Origin of the sequence: Variovorax paradoxus (assembly GCF_902712855.1) — a bacterium.
GTDB classification, from domain to species: Bacteria; Pseudomonadota; Gammaproteobacteria; order Burkholderiales; family Burkholderiaceae_C; genus Variovorax; species Variovorax paradoxus_Q.
The window spans coordinates 4,558,821-4,575,399 of record NZ_LR743507.1 but is presented as its reverse complement, the minus strand read 5'-3'; the positions used below and the strand labels follow the sequence as shown (position 1 = coordinate 4,575,399).

Annotated in this window: 16 protein-coding genes; 9 read left to right on the top strand and 7 right to left on the bottom strand. The window is 69.1% G+C overall.

The genetic code is table 11. From position 1 onward, the window contains the following. Positions 1-14 precede the first annotated feature (14 nt). A complete protein-coding gene (locus tag AACL56_RS21360) occupies positions 15-1,397 on the top strand; it encodes a phosphomannomutase/phosphoglucomutase (protein WP_339091802.1) in 1,383 nt (460 codons plus the stop codon). Positions 1,398-1,559: 162 nt separating this feature from the next. After that, complete coding sequence (locus AACL56_RS21355) at positions 1,560-2,942, top strand: 3-deoxy-D-manno-octulosonic acid transferase (protein ID WP_339091801.1); 1,383 nt, start codon at positions 1,560-1,562, stop codon at positions 2,940-2,942. Positions 2,943-3,073: 131 nt separating this feature from the next. Here AACL56_RS21355 and AACL56_RS21350 read toward each other — a convergent pair whose 3' ends face one another. The 4 genes from AACL56_RS21350 to AACL56_RS21335 form a co-directional block, all read right to left on the bottom strand. Then, the gene (locus AACL56_RS21350) at positions 3,074-4,618 is read right to left on the bottom strand and encodes a TolC family outer membrane protein (RefSeq protein WP_339091800.1); all 1,545 of its coding nucleotides are present in this window, start codon (positions 4,616-4,618) and stop codon (positions 3,074-3,076) included. A gap of 188 nt (positions 4,619-4,806) precedes the next feature. Next, positions 4,807-5,142 (bottom strand): rhodanese-like domain-containing protein, encoded by a 336-nt coding sequence (locus AACL56_RS21345; protein ID WP_339091799.1) that lies wholly within the window; start codon positions 5,140-5,142, stop codon positions 4,807-4,809. 15 nt (positions 5,143-5,157) lie between these two features. Further along, complete coding sequence (locus tag AACL56_RS21340) at positions 5,158-5,835, bottom strand: protein-L-isoaspartate O-methyltransferase family protein (protein ID WP_339091798.1); 678 nt, start codon at positions 5,833-5,835, stop codon at positions 5,158-5,160. Between the two features lie 21 nt (positions 5,836-5,856). Beyond that, positions 5,857-6,579 carry a TetR/AcrR family transcriptional regulator gene (locus AACL56_RS21335; RefSeq protein ID WP_339091797.1) on the bottom strand — a complete coding sequence of 241 codons (723 nt, stop codon included), beginning with the start codon at positions 6,577-6,579 and terminating at the stop codon, positions 5,857-5,859. A gap of 148 nt (positions 6,580-6,727) precedes the next feature. Here AACL56_RS21335 and AACL56_RS21330 point away from each other — a divergent pair, with 148 nt between their 5' ends. From AACL56_RS21330 to AACL56_RS21320, 3 genes are all read left to right on the top strand, one after another. After that, on the top strand, positions 6,728-7,108 hold the full coding sequence (locus tag AACL56_RS21330; RefSeq protein ID WP_339091796.1) for a hypothetical protein: 381 nt from the start codon (positions 6,728-6,730) through the stop codon (positions 7,106-7,108). Between the two features lie 78 nt (positions 7,109-7,186). Then, positions 7,187-9,280 (top strand): TonB-dependent receptor, encoded by a 2,094-nt coding sequence (locus tag AACL56_RS21325; RefSeq protein WP_339091795.1) that lies wholly within the window; start codon positions 7,187-7,189, stop codon positions 9,278-9,280. Positions 9,281-9,442: 162 nt separating this feature from the next. Then, positions 9,443-10,393 carry an AEC family transporter gene (locus AACL56_RS21320; protein ID WP_339091794.1) on the top strand — a complete coding sequence of 317 codons (951 nt, stop codon included), beginning with the start codon at positions 9,443-9,445 and terminating at the stop codon, positions 10,391-10,393. 12 nt (positions 10,394-10,405) lie between these two features. On the opposite strand, the gene pdxH is transcribed toward AACL56_RS21320, so the two are convergent. Next, on the bottom strand, positions 10,406-11,059 hold the full coding sequence (gene pdxH, locus AACL56_RS21315) for a pyridoxamine 5'-phosphate oxidase (protein WP_339091793.1): 654 nt from the start codon (positions 11,057-11,059) through the stop codon (positions 10,406-10,408). Positions 11,060-11,088: 29 nt separating this feature from the next. On the opposite strand from pdxH, the gene AACL56_RS21310 reads away from it, so the two are divergent. Then, complete coding sequence (locus tag AACL56_RS21310) at positions 11,089-11,676, top strand: nucleotidyltransferase family protein (protein ID WP_339091792.1); 588 nt, start codon at positions 11,089-11,091, stop codon at positions 11,674-11,676. 17 nt (positions 11,677-11,693) lie between these two features. Here AACL56_RS21310 and AACL56_RS21305 read toward each other — a convergent pair whose 3' ends face one another. Both AACL56_RS21305 and AACL56_RS21300 read right to left on the bottom strand, forming a co-directional pair. Beyond that, a complete protein-coding gene (locus AACL56_RS21305) occupies positions 11,694-12,233 on the bottom strand; it encodes a superoxide dismutase family protein (protein ID WP_339091791.1) in 540 nt (179 codons plus the stop codon). Continuing rightward, a complete protein-coding gene (locus tag AACL56_RS21300) occupies positions 12,230-12,952 on the bottom strand; it encodes a gamma-glutamylcyclotransferase (RefSeq protein WP_339091790.1) in 723 nt (240 codons plus the stop codon). The genes AACL56_RS21305 and AACL56_RS21300 overlap by 4 nt, the downstream gene beginning before the upstream one ends. A 135-nt stretch (positions 12,953-13,087) precedes the next feature. Here AACL56_RS21300 and AACL56_RS21295 point away from each other — a divergent pair, with 135 nt between their 5' ends. The 3 genes from AACL56_RS21295 to eda all read left to right on the top strand — a co-directional run bounded on the left by AACL56_RS21295 (position 13,088) and on the right by eda (position 16,579). Then, entirely contained in the window at positions 13,088-13,651 is a 564-nt protein-coding gene (locus AACL56_RS21295) for an OmpA family protein (protein WP_339091789.1), read from the top strand. A gap of 197 nt (positions 13,652-13,848) precedes the next feature. Further along, positions 13,849-15,780, top strand: a complete 1,932-nt coding sequence (locus AACL56_RS21290; protein ID WP_339091788.1) for a dihydroxy-acid dehydratase — start codon at positions 13,849-13,851, stop codon at positions 15,778-15,780. Positions 15,781-15,943: 163 nt separating this feature from the next. Continuing rightward, entirely contained in the window at positions 15,944-16,579 is a 636-nt protein-coding gene (gene eda / locus AACL56_RS21285; RefSeq protein WP_339091787.1) for a bifunctional 4-hydroxy-2-oxoglutarate aldolase/2-dehydro-3-deoxy-phosphogluconate aldolase, read from the top strand.

The following is a 16,579-nucleotide window of genomic DNA, read 5'->3' as shown; positions in this document are numbered from 1 at the left end:
GGAAACGCCTTTCCATGCAGCTCAGCGCGTCGATCTTCAAGGCCTATGACATCCGTGGCATCGTGCCTTCCACACTCGATGCCGATGTGGCGGAGGCACTCGGCCGCGCCTTCGGCAGCGCCGCGCGCGCAGCCGGCGAGAAGTCGGTGGCCGTGGGCCGCGACGGCCGCCTGTCGGGCCCCGTGCTTGCAGAGGCGCTGATCAGGGGCCTGGTGGCCACCGGCGTCGATGTCATCGACGTGGGCGCGGTCACCACGCCGATGCTCTACTTCGCGGCGCACACGCTCTGCACCAGCGGCATCCAGGTCACTGGCAGCCACAACCCCAAGGACTACAACGGCTTCAAGATGGTGCTGGCCGGCCGCGCGATCTACGGCGACGAGATCCAGGGCCTGCGACGCACCATCGAATCCGGCAGCGCGCAGCTGGCCCCGGGCGGCAGCGTGCGCAACGTGGATGTGACCGAGGCCTATGTGCAGCGCATCGCCGGCGACATCAAACTGGCCCGTCCGCTGAAGATCGTGGTCGATTCGGGCAACGGCATCGCTGGCGCGTCGGCGCCGGCCATCTTCCGCGCCATCGGCTGCGAAGTGACCGAGCTGTACAGCGAGGTCGACGGCAACTTCCCGAACCACCATCCCGATCCCAGCAAGCCGGAGAACCTCAAGGACCTGATGGCGGCGCTTGCCAGCGGCGACGCCGAACTGGGTCTTGCCTTCGACGGCGACGGCGACCGCCTGGGCATCGTCACCAAGGACGGCCAGAACATCTTCCCGGACCGCCAGATGCAGCTCTTCGCGCAGGACGTGCTGTCGCGCGTGCCGGGCGGCACCATCGTGTACGACGTGAAGTGCTCGCAACGCCTCGCACCGGCCATCGAAGCCGCGGGCGGCGTGCCGATGATCTTCAAGACCGGCCATTCGCTGATCAAGGCGAAGATGAAGGAAATCGATTCGCCGCTGGGCGGCGAGATGAGTGGCCACATCTTCTTCAAGGAGCGCTGGTTCGGCTTCGACGACGGCACCTATGCGGGCTGCCGCCTGCTCGAGATCCTGAGCAAGAGCCCGAACGCGAGCGATGTACTCAACGCGCTGCCCACCAGCTTCTCGACGCCGGAACTCAATGTGGCCTGTGCCGAGGGCGAGCCGCACGCGGTGGTCGACACGCTCGTGAGGGGCGCCAGCTTCGCGGCACCCGCCAAGGTCTCGACCATCGACGGCCTGCGCGTGGACTGGCCCGACGGTTTCGGCCTGATCCGCGCATCGAACACCACGCCGGTGCTGGTGCTGCGCTTCGAAGGCCAGACCGATGCAGCGCTGAAGCGCATCGAGGCCGAGATGCTGGCCTTGCTGCGAACCGTCAAGCCCGATGCGAAGCTGGCCGAAGCCGCGCACTAGGATGACCCCCAGTCTTCGCGCACTTCGTGTCGCTGCGCCAACCCCCTTCCATGGGGCGATGCCTGTGGCCCGGCGAAGCCGGTTCCACGGCATCTCTGGCATGACGGGTCACGCAGGTCTGATGCGTTCTGAATTCCATCGCCGCGCGGGGGAGCGCTAGACGTGCGTTCCTTGCTGCTTCGCCTCTATGGCGTCTTCACCACCGCCGTGCAACCGCTGGTGCGCCGCAAGCTGCGGCGCCGCGCGGAGGCCGAGCCCGGCTACGGCGTGGCCGTGGAAGAACGCTTCGGTCGCTATGACGCGAGCATCACCGGGCAGGCCCAATGCTGGGTGCATGCCGTGTCGCTCGGCGAGACGCGCGCCGCCGCCATCCTGATCGCCGAGCTTCGCCGACAGTACCCCGGCGTGCCGATCCTGCTGACGCATGGCACGGCCACCGGTCGCGAGGAGGGCGCCAAGCTGCTCGAGCCCGGCGACACGCAGGTGTGGCAGCCCTGGGACACGCCGGGCGCCGTGGCGCGCTTTCTCGACAAGTTCGAACCGCGCATCGGCGTGCTGATGGAAACCGAGGTCTGGCCCGTCATGGCCGCCGCCTGCGCCGAGCGACGCATTCCGCTGGTGCTGGCCAATGCGCGGCTCAACGAGAAATCGCTTGCAGCCGCGGAGCGGCTGTCCTGGCTCGCGCGCCCGGCGTATTCCGCGCTGACCGCCGTGTGGGCGCAGACCGAGGCCGACGCGCACCGGCTGGTGTCGCTGGGCGCCAAGGTCGCCGGCGTGTACGGCAACCTGAAGTTCGACGCCACGCCCGACGCACGCCAGCTCACTGCGGCCACGTCGCTGCGCGAGCGCCTGCCCAAGCCGATGGTGGTGCTCGCCAGCTCGCGCGACGGCGAGGAGCGGATGCTGCTCGAGGTGCTCAAGCGCTTCGGCGCGACCTCGCCGGTGCCGCCGGAGCAGGGTGCGATCCGCTCGATTGCCAAGCGGGTGCACGACGTGCAATGGATGATCGTTCCGCGCCATCCGCAGCGCTTCGACGAAGTGGCTGCGCTGATCGAGGCCGAAGGCTTCGCCGTGGCGCGACGCAGCGCCGCGGGCCAGCCGGCCGAGGCCGAGATCTGGCTGGGCGACTCGCTGGGCGAAATGGCGCTGTACTACGGCCTGGCCGACGTGGCGCTGCTCGGCGGCAGCTTCGAGCCGCTGGGCGGACAGAACCTCATCGAGCCTGCAGCCTGCGGTTGCCCGGTGGTGATGGGGCCGTCGACTTTCAATTTCGCCGAGGCCGCGCAGCTTTCGCTGGCGGCGGGGGCGTCGTTGCGTGTCGAGGGCATGGAGCAGGCTGTCACGGCCGCGCTGAAGCTGGTCGAGAACCCCGAGCGCCGCGCGGCCATGGCGCAGGCTGCCCAGGCCTTCTCGTCGTCGAACCGCGGCGCGGCCGAGCGCACGGCGGCTGCGGTGCTGGCGATCGCGCAGGACGCGGAGCCGATGGCAACCGCGAACGCCCCGCTGGACAGCGAACCGCCGCGCGCGGAACCCACGCTCGACTGAGTCCTGTAGTCGCTCCTTCCTCCTCTGGGGGAAGATTGGGATGGGGGCAAGCGCCCCACGAGCGCTGCAAAGGGTTCAAGCCGTCATGTCCCCACCCCGACCCTCCCCCAGCGGGGGAGGGAGAAAACACCTCAGCGCACCGGCGGATTCAGGATGACCGGCGGCACAGGTGCCGTCGGCATCGTCGGCGCCGGCGGATTGAACGGCTGCACCGGCACCGGCGGAATCACCGGAATGCTCGGCGGCGCGACCGGCACCGCCGGTGCCGGATTGCCGCGGTCCGGCGCAGTGGCCGGCGGCACGGCGGGCACGCTGCCATTGCTTGCCAGCGTCGCGTTGATGGCGTTCATGTCGTCGGTCGTCAGCGTGCCGTTGGCCTGGCGCAGCTTCAGGTTGCCCAGCAGCACGTTGTAGCGCGCCTGCGCGAGGTCGCGCTTGGTCTGGAACAGCTGGCTCTGCGAGTTCAGCACGTCGATGTTGATGCGCACGCCCACTTGGTAGCCCAGGCGGTTGGCGTCCAGCGCGCTCTGGCTCGAAGCCTCGGCCGCTTCCAGCGCCTTGACCTGGCCCGCGCCCGACACCAGCCCGAGGTAGGCCGCGCGCGTGGCCTGCGCGACGTTGCGGCGCGTGCCTTCGAGCACGCTGCGCGACTGGTCTTCGAGCGCCAGCGTTTCCTTGATTCGGTTCTCGGTGGCGAAGCCGGCGAACAGCGGCATGTTGAAGACGACGCCGACCGTGGTCGCGTTGACCCGCGTGCCCACCGTGCTGGTGGTGGTGCCGGTCGGGTTGCGCGTGACGTTGTAGCCCAGGTTGGCGTCGAGCGTGGGCTTGTGGCCGGCCTTGGCCTTCTCCACTTCGAGCCCGGCCACGTCGACGCCCAGGCGTGCCTGCTGGATGGCGGGGTGCACGGTGTCGGCCTGGGCCACCCAGGCATTGATGTCGGCGGGCAACGCCGTGGGCAGCACCACCGGCACCGCCAGCGGCACCGGCACGCTGCCGGGGCGTCCGACCAGCTGGTCGAGCACCACCTTCTTGACCTGCAGGTCGTTCTCGGCGGCGATCTCCTGCGCGATCACGAGGTCGTAGCGCGCCTGCGCCTCGCGCGAGTCGGTGATGGTCGACGTGCCGACCTCGAAGTTGCGCTTGGCCGAGGCCAGCTGCTCGGCCACGGCGACCTTCTGCGCGCGCACCAGCGCCAGGCTGTCCTGGCTGGCGAGCACGTCGAAGTACGCCTGGCTCACGCGCACGATCAGATCCTGCTCGGCCACGGTGAACACTGCCTGCGCGATCTCTGCCTGGCGCTTGCCTTGCTCGTACGTGGCCCAGTTGGCGGGACGGTACAGCGGCTGCGTGGCGTTGATGCCGACGTTCTGCGTGTTGAAGTCGCGCGGCGTGGTGGTGCCGCGGCCGGCACCCGTGAGGGTGTCGATGTCGATGTCGCTGCGCGTCACGCCCGCCGTGAGGCCGACGGCCGGCAGGATGCCCGCCTTGGCCTGCGCGGCGCGTGCCACGCTGGCGTCGTACTGGGCCCGTGCGCCCTGGTAGGTGGCGTCGAAGCCACGCGCGGAGTCGTAGAGTTCGTTCAGTGTCTGGCCCTGGGCCGGCAGTGCGAGCAGTGCTGCGAAGAGGCTTGCGAGCGCTGCGGAAAGAGGCGAAAGCCGGGGCCTGGGAGGCATTGAACGTCCTTGAGGAAAGAGAAAGTCTTTGGCGCCGTGCTACGCGCCGGTCACACCGCGCGAACCTGCCAGGCAAGTCGGTGCCCCTTCCAGGAACGCCACGGAACCGGCTTTGCCGGGTCGTCGGCACTGCCCCCTGCAAAGGGGAGGGAGAAGCGACACGAAGTGCGCAAAGCCTGGTGGTGTCATCAGTACCTGGGGACCGAAGGGTCGTGCGACGACCAGGCGTCGATGCCGCCGGCCACATTGGCCAGCTCCGCAAAGCCGTTCTGGTTCAGGAAGGCCGCCACGCGCTGGCTGCGTGCGCCGTGGTGGCACAGGCATGCGATGCGGTGGCCGTCATTGAGCTCGGCCAGCCGCCCGGGGATCTCGTTCATCGGAATCGCCACCAGGGTGAAGCCCTGTGGCACGACGCTCGCCGTCTGCAGCTCCCAGGGTTCGCGCACATCGAGCAGCACGGGGGGCGCGTCGGCGTTCTGTGCGAACCAGGCAGCGAGGTCGGCGGGGCGGACTTGGTCGATCATTCGGTGGACCGCCGCTCAGAAGGAGAAGCGCGAGGGCTCGGGGAAGTTCAGCAGGCGCGGCGCCACGATGTCCCAGGGCTGGATGGTGTCCCACTTGCTTTCGCTGGTGCGGGTGACGAAGTGGGCGCGCATCATCGGCTCTTCGCCCACGATGGCAGAGAGGCGGCCGCCGACCTTGAGCGAACCCAGCAGGTTCTGCGGAATGCGTGCGACCGAGCCGCTGAGCACGATCACGTCGAAGCTCGGGCCGCTGGCCAGCGGCACGGAGCCGTCGGCATGGCGAACTTCGACGTTGGTCACGCCGTTCTGGCGCAGCGTCTCGGCGGCACGGGCGGCCAGCACGGGGTTGATCTCGAGCGACAGCACCTGGGCGGCGCGGGCGCCGAGCAGGGCGGCCATGAAGCCGGAGCCGGTGCCGATCTCGAGCACCGATTCGTGCTTCTGGATGTGCAGGTCCTGCAGCGTGCGGGCCTCGACCTTGGGCGACAGCATGAATTCGCCGGGCACCGAGCCGTCGAGAAGCGGCAGTTCCATGTCGAAGAACGACAGGGTGCGGTGCGCATCGGGCACATAGTCCTCGCGGTGGATCTGGGCCAGCAGTTCGAGGATGTCCGTTTCCAGCACATCCCAGGGGCGGATCTGCTGTTCGATCATGTTGAAGCGCAAGCGCTCGAGGGTGGGGGTGGGATTCATGGCGTGGTTTTCCTAGTGGGCTCAGGACAAACCTTCAATTTTAGGTGGCACCGGTGACACGGGTGCCGCACTCGGCCTTCCGGGGCGCGCCGCCAGCCCGTTGATCACCACGTCGGCCTGGGTCGCGAGGTACTTTTCGGGGTCGAGCGTGGCGGCGCCGTCGACACAGACCATGGCCGAATGCTTCCAGAGCATGAGGAAGACCATGGGCGCCACCACCGCGTAGATGGCGTGGTCGACGTCCATCGGCGCGAACTCGCCGCTGTCGATGCCGCGCTGGAAGATGCGCCGCAGGAGGTCATGGCCGGGGCGCACCACCTCGCGGCGGTAGAACTCGGCCAGCTCGGGAAAGTTGGCGCCTTCGCTCATCATCAGCTTGGTGAGGCCGGAGGCCTGGGTCATGCCGACCCGTTCCCACCATACGTTCATGCAGTAGCGCAGCATCTCGGACGTGGTGCCCTCGAAGGCCTCGAACTCGGCATTCCACTCGGTGAAGCGGCCGCCGAGGCTCTCCATGACCACGGCCTTGAAGAGCTCTTCCTTGCTCGGGAAGTAGAGAAACAGGGTGCCCTTGGACACGCCGGCGCGCACGGCGACTTCTTCCGAGCGAGTGGCGGCGAAGCCTTTTTCGACGAACAGGTCGAGCGCGGCGGCCAGCAGTTCGCCGGGGCGCGCCTCTTTCCGGCGTTCGCGCTTGGAGCGGACCGGGCAGATCTTGTCGACGAGGGAGCGGGGCGTTGGCATGGGTGTTAATGACTCGCGGGTTAGTAATGTAGTGACCGGCATTCGCCTCGTCAAGCCGCGACAATATCGGGCTTGCCTTTTTCCGGCCCGCCCCGTCGGGCATGGCCTTTTCCCAGTCGATTCCCTGTTTCCGCGTTCCCTGAGCCCCGTGCACCTTTCCCTGCGTCAACCCCGAACCCGTTCGACCCGCGCGCTCGTCATCGCGCTGATGGTCGCGGTGTGGTTCGCCGGCACGCTGGGGCTGATGCACCGTTCGCTGCACGTGCCCGGCCTGCCGGCCGCGGCGGAACATTCGTTGCAGGCGCCCCACAAGCATGCGGGCAATCAGCTCGCGAGCCTGTTCGGCGAGCACAGCGATGCCGAATGCCGGCTGTACGACCAGCTGGCGCACGGCGCCAGCGCGCCCGGCGTGCCGCTGGTGGTGCTGCCGATGCTGCTGCCGGCAGCCACCTTTGCATTTCTCGAGGGCGAAGCCGTCGCCCGATGGGTCGCGCTGTTCGACGCGCGCGGCCCGCCTTCCATTCGCTGAATCCCCCCGAGTGCCGGTTGCTGCACCCGCCTTGCGCGGGGGCGGCCGGTCGTCCCCTGATTCAACGAATGTCCTTTCATGACCCCCAATTTCCGTCGCAACGCCGTGGGCGCTGCCGTTCTTTCGTTCGCTTCCCTTGCGACCCTGGCCCAGGCACAGGACGCAGCCCAGGCCCAACCTGCCGACGCTTCGAGCCTGCGCGAAGTCACCGTCACCGGCAACCCGCTCGGCGCCTCCGATCTCATCGCGCCCACCACCTCGCTGTCGGGCGACAAGCTGTTGCTGCGTTCGCAGTCCACCCTCGGCGAGACCCTCGACAACCTGCCCGGCGTGAGCAGCAGCTACTTCGGTCCCAATGCGAGCCGCCCGATCATTCGCGGCCAGGACGGCGACCGCATCCGCATCCTGCAGAACGGCGGCGGCGCACCCGACGCCTCGGCGCTGAGCTACGACCATGCGGTGCCGGTCGATGCGCTGGTCACCGAGCGCGTCGAGGTGCTGCGCGGCCCTTCGGCGCTGCAGTACGGCGGCAGCGCTGTGGGCGGCGTGGTCAACGTGATCGACAACCGCATTCCCAGTGAACCGATCAACGGCTTCGGCGGCCGTGCCGACCTGGGTTACGCCACCGGCAACAAGGAAAAGAACGGCGGCGTGGTGCTGGAGGGCGGCAACGACCGCGTCGCGGTGCACGTCGACGCCTTCAACCGCGACTCGAAGGACGTCTCGGTGCCGATCACGCTCGAATGCAGCAAGCCCGGCTCGCCCTGGGCGGCACGCAAGATCTGCAACTCGGCCAACGAGGCGCACGGCGGCGCCATCGGCGGAACAGTGTTCTTCGACCAGGGCTACCTCGGCGCCTCGGTCAGCACCTACCGCAGCAACTACGGCACCGTGGCCGAGGACGACGTGACCATCGGCATGAAATCCGACCGCTACGCGCTGGAAGGCGAATGGCGTCCGGGCGGCTTCATCAGCAGCATCCACGCCAAGCTGAGCCACACCGACTACCGCCACACCGAGTTCGAGGGCGGCGAGGCCGGCACCACGTTCTCGAACATGAGCAACGACCTGCGCATCGAGGCGCGCCACCAGAAGATCGGCAACTTCGAAGGCCTGGTCGGCTTCAGCAGCGAGACCAACCGCTTCGCCGCCGATGGCGAGGAGGCCTTCGCGCCGCACAGCCGCACGCGCTCCACCGCGCTGTTCCTGCACGAAGAACTCAGCACCTCGTGGGGCCGCCTGAGCTTCGGCGCACGCACCGAGCGCGTGCGCATCCGCTCGCTGGGCTATCCGGACGATCCGAGCGTGACGCGCTTCGCGGTCGGCGAACGCACCTTCAACCCGCACAGCGCGGCGCTCGGTGCGCTGGTCAATCTCGCGCCGCAGTGGCAGCTGACCTCGAACCTCGCCTACACCGAACGCGCACCGAAGGACTACGAACTGCTGGCCAACGGCCCGCACGTGGCCACCGCCGCGTGGGAAGTGGGCGACCCGAACCTGAAGAAGGAGAAGTCGACCGGCCTCGACCTGGGCGCACAGTGGAAGTCGGGCCCGAACACGGCCCGCGTCAATGCGTACGTGACGCGATTCCAGAACTACATCGGCCTCACCGCGTCGGGTCGCAACCTCGACGAAGAGGGCAATGTGGCGGAGCCCGGTGCCACCGACACGCTGGCCGAGTACGTCTACGGCGGCGTGCGCGCGCGCTTCACCGGCATCGAGGCCAACGGCAACCTGCGCCTGCTGGGCGCCGACGGCTTCGGCCGGCTGCCGAACGCCGACACGCTCGACCTCGAGTGGCGCGGCGACATCGTGCGTGCGAAGAACCTCGACACCGGCGAGCCGCTGCCGCGCATCGCACCGCTGCGCCTGGGCGCGACGCTGGTGTACGGCAGCGGCCCATGGAGCGCGCGCGTCGGCTTCGACTACAACGCGGCGCAGCACCGCATTCCGAGCGTGGGCGCACGCGAGACCGATGCGTACACCCTGTGGAACGCCGCCATCAGCTACCGCATGAAGGTGCAGCGTGCCAACCTCACCTGGTACGCGCGTGTGGACAACATCGGCAACAAGCTGGCCTACAGCCCGACGTCGATCCTGACCACGACGGTGTACCCGAACGCGCCGCTGCCGGGGCGCACGTTGAAGGTCGGGCTGCGCGTCACGTTCTGAGCGTTGTCCTTCTCCCTCCCCCGCTGGGGGAGGGCAGGGGTGGGGGCTCGGTGCCTTCGACGAGGCAGCGGCTTTCGTGCAAGCCACGCTTGCCCCCATCCCCAGCCTTCCCCCAGAGGCGGAAGGCGCAAAAAGCGAAACACCCTCGGCTATCCTCGCCGCGTGAATTCCTTCGTCATCTCCTCGCTTCTTCCCGTCGTCCTCCTCATCGCCGCGGGCTATCTCGCCGGACGGCGCCGCTGGATCGGCGGCAACGCGGTGAAGGACCTGTCGAACCTCATCTTCCTGCTGCTGGCGCCCGCACTGCTGTTCCGTGCCATGAGCACGGTGCACGTCGAGGAGCTCAGCCTCAAGCCTGTCGCGGCCTACTTCATCGCCTCGGGCCTGCTGTTCGCCGGCACGATGGCGCTGCGCGGCTTCAATCGCACGGCGGCCGTGATCGCGCTGGCCAACACCTACAGCAACACGGTGATGATCGGCATCGTGCTGGTCGACCTGGCCTACGGCGATGCCGGCATGGTGGTGCTGCTCACGCTGATCTCGCTGCACTCGCTGGTGCTGCTGACCAGCGCCACCGTGGTGCTCGAACTGGCCGTGGCGCGGGAGCACGCGGTGGTCTCCGGCGCGGAGAAACGCTCGATGGGCCGCACCGTGTTGCGCGCGCTGCGAAACGCCATCATCCATCCGGTGCCGCTGCCGATCATGGCGGGCCTGCTGTTCGCGCAGACGGGCTGGACGATGCCCGAGGTCGTCGACAAGCCGATCCAGCTGCTGGGCCAGGCTTTCGGTCCGGTGGCGCTGGTGATGGTGGGCATCACGCTGGCGCTCACGCCCATCGGACGGCATTGGCGCGGCGCGCTGGTGCAGGCGCTCGTGAAGAACCTGCTGCATCCGCTGCTGGTGGCGGTCATCGGCTGGCTGCTGGGCGTGCGCGGTATTCCACTCACGGTGATGGTGGTGGCTGCGGCCCTGCCGATCGGCGCCAACGTGTTCCTGTTCTCGCAGCGCTACCGCACGGCCGAGGACCTGGTGACGGCCAGCGTCGCGGTATCGACGGTGCTGGCCCTGGGCACGCTCACGCTGGTGATGGTGTGCGTGCGCTGGCTGCCCTGATCGATACGGCTTTCAGGGCGCGAGCCGTTCGCGCACCCAGTCCGCGCCTTCGAGCCGGTAGCGCAGCCGGTCGTGCAGGCGGCTCTTGCGGCCCTGCCAGAACTCCCAGCGGTCGGGCACCAGCCGGTAGCCGCCCCAGTGCGGCGGCCTCGGCGGCGACAGCAGGTGCTTCGCGGCAAACACGGCGGCGTTCTTCACGAGCACGTCGCGCCCGCTGATCACTTCGCTCTGCGGGCTGGCCCAGGCGCCGATGCGCGAATCGAGCGGGCGGCTCGCAAAGTAGGCGTCGCTCTCGTCGGCGCCGGCCTTCTCGACGCGGCCCTCGATGCGCACCACGCGCTCCAGCTCGACCCAGTGGAATTGCAGCGACGCATACGGGTTGCCCGAGAGTTCGCGGCCCTTGCGGCTTTCGTAGTTGGTGTACCAGACGATGCCGCGAGCGTCGTAGCCCTTGATGAGCACGATGCGGCTGGACGGCCGCAGGTCGCTGCCCACGGTGCACAGCGTCATCGCGTTGGGCTCGGGCACCTGCGCGTCGATGGCTTCGGTGAGCCAGCGTTCGAACTGCTTCAGCGGATCGCCGGCGCTGTGCGCCTCGCCGAGCTCGGCGCGCTCGTAGCTCTTGCGCAGCGCGGCCAGCGCGTCATTGGAGAGTGGGGAGGTCATGGCCGGATTGTTGCGCACATACTCGGCCCATGACGATGCAGGGCAACTCCAAGGCTTCCAGGGCGGACTCCCCGGTGGTGATCGTGCTGGCCTCGGGCCGCGGCGAGCGCTTCGTCGCGGCCGGCGGCGCCGGCTCGAAGCTGAAGGCGCTGCTCGCGGGCCGGCCGGTGCTCGATCGCACGCTCGACGCGGTGCGCGCGAGCGGTCTGCCGTGGCACCTGGAAGACGCAGGGCATCCGGGCATGGGCGACTCGATCGCTGCCGCCGTGCGCGCCACGCCGGACGCGCCGGGCTGGCTGATCCTGCCGGGCGACCTGCCGCTGGTGCAGCCGGCCACGTTGCGTGCCGTGGCCGCCGCGCTGCAAGGGCGTGTCGATGCGGTGCAGCCGCATTACCGGGGCGAGCGCGGCCACCCGGTGGGCTTCGCCGCGGGATGCGGTACCCAGCTGGCGAACCTGGAGGGAAACCTGGGTGCATCGCCCGTACTGCGTGCGATGCGAGCTATCGATTCGGTAGCGGACCTGGACGTGGACGACGCCGGCGTGGTGACCGACATCGACACGCCCGAGGCCCTGGCGCGCGCCGAAGCGCTCTGGCTGGCGCGCGCGGCGGGTTAGCTTTCAGGGCGCCCCGGTCACGACTTCGGGATCACCGCGCAAGCGATGCGCGGACCCGAGTTGCCCGAAGGCTGCGTCGTGAAGTCGTCGCGGTCGCGGTGCACCACCAGCGCGCGACCCACCACGTTGTTGACGGCGCCGTCGGTCAGGGAGATCGAGTGGTCGTCCACGCTGAAACGTGCCACGCCGCCGGCGTCGGCAACGAGGCTCGGCAGTTCGCCGGCATGGCTGCCCGCAGCGGCGAACTTGCCGTGGGTGCCGCCGGTCGGGTTGAAGTGGCCGCCCGAGGCGTCGCCGTTGTTGCCGCAGTCGCCCTTCTCGTGGATGTGGAAACCGTGTTCGCTGCCCGGCACCAGGCCGCGCACTTCGCCCGAGACGCGCACGCCGTGGTCGAGCGCCACGAATTTCACCGTGCCGCGCGTCGGGTTGGGCGTGATGGCGCCGGTCGGCACGAGCTCGACGGCGGTGCTCGGCTTGCCGCCCATGCTGCCACATGCGGCGAGGATGGTGCTGGCGATGAGGGCGGCGCCGGTGGCGGCGAGACGACGATGGTTCATTTGTTTTCCTTGGACGGTCCGCAGGGTGGTGAAGAAGACGGATCGGAAGAAGAAGCGCCTGCGGACCCCGGAACATATACCGGAGGCTGCGGCGCATCGCAATCGGCGGTGGCCTCGCCGAGCTGCTGTCGCTGCTGTTCCTGCACCGCGACCAGCGCCACCAGGCGGGCGAGCGCGGCGTCGTGGATCGAATGGCGCTGCAGTTCGAGCAGCGTCTGGCGGGCGTAGTCGAGCGAAGTGCCGTAGCGGCCCACCGCGTTGGCAAAGATGTGGCGGTAGCGCTCGTCGGTGAGCTCGCCGGTGAAGTTGGGGCTGCGCCGCGAGAGCGTGAAGGCCAGAGCGCGCACCGGGCCTTCGGCCGTGCCGCAGCGCAGCCACTTCGGGTCGTACACGCCCGTGGGCATTTCGCGCAGCCAGAGCCGGCGCAGCGTCTCGAGGCCTTCGGCCTTCGGCACGCGGAACACCATGCCGCGGCAGCTGCCGCCTGAAAGCAAGCCGAACACGAGGCCCGGCACCTGCACGCTGCCGCGGTTCACGCGGCTCCACATCTTCAGCGCACGATGCCAGCCGCGCACCGACGCATGGCGCCGCTCGATGAAATCGAACTCGGGCCGCCAGATCAGCGAGCCGTAGCCGAAGAGCCAGAGGTCCTCGTGCCCGCCCCACTCGGCGATCGCGCGCTCGAGCATCGGCTGTGGATCGCGCAGCGGCGCGGGCATGGGGTCGAGTCCCGGCGGACCGGGATCCGGCGCGGGGTCTGACACGGGAGTGCCGGAACCGACGCCTACAATTTCCTGATCATGGTTCACCGCACCATTATTTACCGGCCTCTTTCCTACGGAGCAAGACCCCCGATGAGCGACGACGACAGCCAGCAGAATTTCATCCTCGGTTTCGTCATGGCGCTGATTGCCCTGGTGATCTTCTTCGTGATCGGCATCGCGCTCTGGCACAAGGGCCACAGCCCGGCCGCCGTGGCGGCGCAGCCCGCCGCCGCCGCGCCGGCCGTTGTGATCTCGGCACCGCCTCCTGGTGCCGAGCCCAAGGTGGCGGAGGTGACCGAGACGGTCACGGTCACCATCCCCGACGGCGCGAGCATCCGCGTGGCCAATGGCGTGGTCAACTTCTACTTCGCCACCGGCAGCGCCGACCTGGCACCCGGGGCCGCCGAGGCGCTGGCCGCAGTCATTAAGGGCGTCGAGAGCGGCCGCAAGGCGGTCGTCTCGGGCTACCACGACACCACGGGCGACGCCGCCGTCAACGAGCAGCTCGCCAAGAAACGCGCCGAGATGGTGCGTGACGTGCTGGTTGGTCTGGGGGTGCCGGCTGCGAAGATCGATCTGCAGCGGCCCGAAGTCACGGCCGGCTCGGGCAACAACGCCGAAGCGCGTCGTGTCGAGGTGAAGCTGGTCGACTGAGACGCGGGCAGCTCCGTGCATGCAAGACAAGCCCGGCATGCCGGGCTTTTTTGCGCCTGCCGCGCGGACCGGCGCGGATGGGTAAATTCGTATTGCCACGCGGCCGGATTTCATCGGCCTTTTGCGCATGGCTTGGTACCATGGGCCTCCAGGCCCACAGTCGCCCTGGCGACATGCAGCAAGAGCCCACGATCCCCATGAGCAGCACACACCCCACCGTACGCGACGTCACCGCTCGCATCCGCGAGCGCAGCCTGGGGCTGCGCAGCGCCTACCTCGCGCGCCTCGCCGAGATCCGCAACCGCGACCGCGGGTCCGACCGCATGGGCTGCGCCAACGTGGCGCACGCCGTGGCCGGCATCCCGGCCAACGACAAGTTCCGCGTCGTGACCGAACGCGCACCCAACATCGGCATCGTCACTGCCTACAACGACATGCTCTCCGCCCACGCGCCGTACCAGGGCTATCCGGACATCATCAAGCACGAGGCCCGCCGCCTCGGCGCCACCGCGCAGGTGGCAGGCGGCGTGCCCGCGATGTGCGACGGCGTGACGCAGGGCACGCCCGGCATGGAGCTCAGCCTCTTCAGCCGCGACGTCATCGCGATGAGCACCGCGGTGGCGCTCACGCACGACATGTTCGACAGCGCCCTGATGCTCGGCGTGTGCGACAAGATCGTGCCCGGCCTGCTGATCGGCGCGCTGCATTTCGGCCACCTGCCCACCGTGTTCGTGCCTGCGGGGCCGATGCCCTCGGGCCTGTCGAACGGCGCGAAGTCGAAGGTGCGCGAGCAGGCCGCGCAGGGCCTCGTGGGCCGCCAGGGCCTTCTCGACGCCGAGATGGCCGCGTACCACACGCAAGGCACCTGCACCTTCTACGGCACGGCCAACAGCAACCAGATGCTGCTCGAGGCCATGGGCCTGCACGTGCCCGGCACGGCGTTCATCCAGCCCGGCGATGCAATGCGCGAGACGCTCACGCGCGAAGCCGTGCGTACGGTGTTGGGCAAGGCGGGCGAGGCCGCGTCGAGTGCCGCGCCGGGCCGCCCCGGGCAAGCGAGCGGCGCCCTTGAGGGGCAGCGAAGCCCAGAAGTGACGAGCGTGGGGGACTGGTCCTGCCCGCCGATCGGCGAGATGGTCGACGAGCGCTGCATCGTCAACGCCATGGCCGCGCTGCTGGCCACCGGCGGCTCCACCAACCACCTGATCCACTGGGTGGCCGTGGCGCGCGCCGCCGGCATCCTGATCGACTGGGACGATTTCTCGAAGCTCTCCGACGTGGTGCCGCTGCTGACGCGCGTGTACCCGAACGGGAGCGCCGACGTCAACGAGTTCCAGGCCGCAGGCGGCCCCGGGCTCGTGATCGGCGAGCTGGTCGAGGCCGGCCTGATGCACGCCGACGTGCTGACCGTGCGCCAGGGCGGCATCCGCGAATTCGCCAACGTTCCCGCGCTGGCGGGCAACACAAACGATGCGGGTGCCCAGCGCCTGCAATGGACCCCGGCCGCCGCGTTGAAGAACGAGGCCATCACGCGCACCGTGGGCAGCCCGTTCAGCGCCACCGGCGGCCTGAAGCTCCTCAGCGGCAACCTCGGCCGCAGCGTGATCAAGGTGTCTTCCGTGCCCGACGACCGCCATGTCATCGAGGCGCCTGCGCGCGTCTTCGACTCGCAGGCCGCACTGCAGAAGGCCTTCACCGCCGGCGAACTCGAGCGCGACGTGGTCTGCGTGGTGCGCTGGCAAGGCCCGCAGGCCAACGGCATGCCCGAGCTGCACAAGCTCACGCCACCGCTGTCGGTGCTGCAGGGCAAGGGCTTCCGCGTGGCGCTGGTCACCGACGGCCGCATGAGCGGCGCTTCGGGCAAGATCCCGGCCGCGATCCACGTGTCGCCCGAAGCGGCGGCCGGCGGTCCGCTCGCCAAGGTGCGCGACGGGGACCTGATCCGCCTCGACGCGGTAGCGGGTACGCTCGCCGTGTTGCTGCCCGAGGACGAATGGGACGCGCGCGAAACCGCGACGCTGTCCGAAGCCCAGCGCATCGCCGATGGGCACGGCCTCGGCCGGGAGCTGTTCGCCGGCATGCGGCGCAATGCGCTGACTGCGGAAGAGGGCGCCTGCTCGTGGTTGTAGCCGGGCTCGCCCCCAAGGCTTCGCGCACTTCGCGTCGCTGCGCCACCCCTCTTTCGGGGCAACAGCAGAGGCCCGGCAGAGCCCGGTTCCACGGTGTTTCTGGAATCGAGCGCTGCTGCGGCTGTCTTTGCCGTGGACTGCGCGTAATTGATGGAGATATGAAATGACAGACAGACTCACCCCCCTCGACGTGATGCGCGACGCGCCGGTCATCCCGGTCATCGTGCTGAACGACGTGAAGGACGCCATCCCGCTCGCGCGCGCACTGGTGGCCGGCGGCATCCGCATGCTTGAGGTCACGCTGCGCACGCCGCAGGCGCTGCAGTGCATCGAGGCCATCGCCAAGGAAGTGCCGGAGGCAGTGGCCGGCGCGGGCACCATCCGCAGCGCGGCCGATGCCCAGGCCTCGGCGCTGGCCGGCGCGAAGTTCGGCGTGAGCCCCGGCTACACGCGCGCCGTGGGCAAGGCCTGTCACGACCTCGGCCTGCCGCTTCTGCCCGGCGTGGCCACCGGCAGCGAGATCATGACGGCGCAGGAAGACGGCTACACGCAACTGAAGTTCTTCCCCGCGCTGCAGGCCGGCGGCTTGCCGATGCTCAAGGCATGGCAAGGGCCGTTCGGCGACGTCACCTTCTGCCCGACGGGCGGCATCCACGCGGGCAACGCGGGCGAATTCCTTGCGCTGTCGAACGTGGCCTGTGTTGGCGGCTCGTGGATCGTGCCGAGCGACGCGATCCGCGACGGCGACTGGGCCCGCATCGAGCAACTGGCACGCGCCGCGAGCCAGCTGCCGCGCTGA

What these genes read in the sequence shown, in the direction of transcription:
- AACL56_RS21360 (WP_339091802.1), top strand. Translation starts at nt 15, where the DNA reads ATGCAGCTCAGCGCGTCGATCTTCAAGGCCTATGACATCCGTGGCATC.
- AACL56_RS21350 (WP_339091800.1), bottom strand. Translation starts at nt 4,618, where the DNA reads ATGCCTCCCAGGCCCCGGCTTTCGCCTCTTTCCGCAGCGCTCGCAAGC.
- AACL56_RS21345 (WP_339091799.1), bottom strand. Translation starts at nt 5,142, where the DNA reads ATGATCGACCAAGTCCGCCCCGCCGACCTCGCTGCCTGGTTCGCACAG.
- AACL56_RS21340 (WP_339091798.1), bottom strand. Translation starts at nt 5,835, where the DNA reads ATGAATCCCACCCCCACCCTCGAGCGCTTGCGCTTCAACATGATCGAA.
- AACL56_RS21335 (WP_339091797.1), bottom strand. Translation starts at nt 6,579, where the DNA reads ATGCCAACGCCCCGCTCCCTCGTCGACAAGATCTGCCCGGTCCGCTCC.
- AACL56_RS21325 (WP_339091795.1), top strand. Translation starts at nt 7,187, where the DNA reads ATGACCCCCAATTTCCGTCGCAACGCCGTGGGCGCTGCCGTTCTTTCG.
- pdxH (WP_339091793.1), bottom strand. Translation starts at nt 11,059, where the DNA reads ATGACCTCCCCACTCTCCAATGACGCGCTGGCCGCGCTGCGCAAGAGC.
- AACL56_RS21310 (WP_339091792.1), top strand. Translation starts at nt 11,089, where the DNA reads ATGACGATGCAGGGCAACTCCAAGGCTTCCAGGGCGGACTCCCCGGTG.
- AACL56_RS21305 (WP_339091791.1), bottom strand. Translation starts at nt 12,233, where the DNA reads ATGAACCATCGTCGTCTCGCCGCCACCGGCGCCGCCCTCATCGCCAGC.
- AACL56_RS21300 (WP_339091790.1), bottom strand. Translation starts at nt 12,952, where the DNA reads ATGCCCGCGCCGCTGCGCGATCCACAGCCGATGCTCGAGCGCGCGATC.
- AACL56_RS21295 (WP_339091789.1), top strand. Translation starts at nt 13,088, where the DNA reads ATGAGCGACGACGACAGCCAGCAGAATTTCATCCTCGGTTTCGTCATG.
- AACL56_RS21290 (WP_339091788.1), top strand. Translation starts at nt 13,849, where the DNA reads ATGAGCAGCACACACCCCACCGTACGCGACGTCACCGCTCGCATCCGC.
- eda (WP_339091787.1), top strand. Translation starts at nt 15,944, where the DNA reads ATGACAGACAGACTCACCCCCCTCGACGTGATGCGCGACGCGCCGGTC.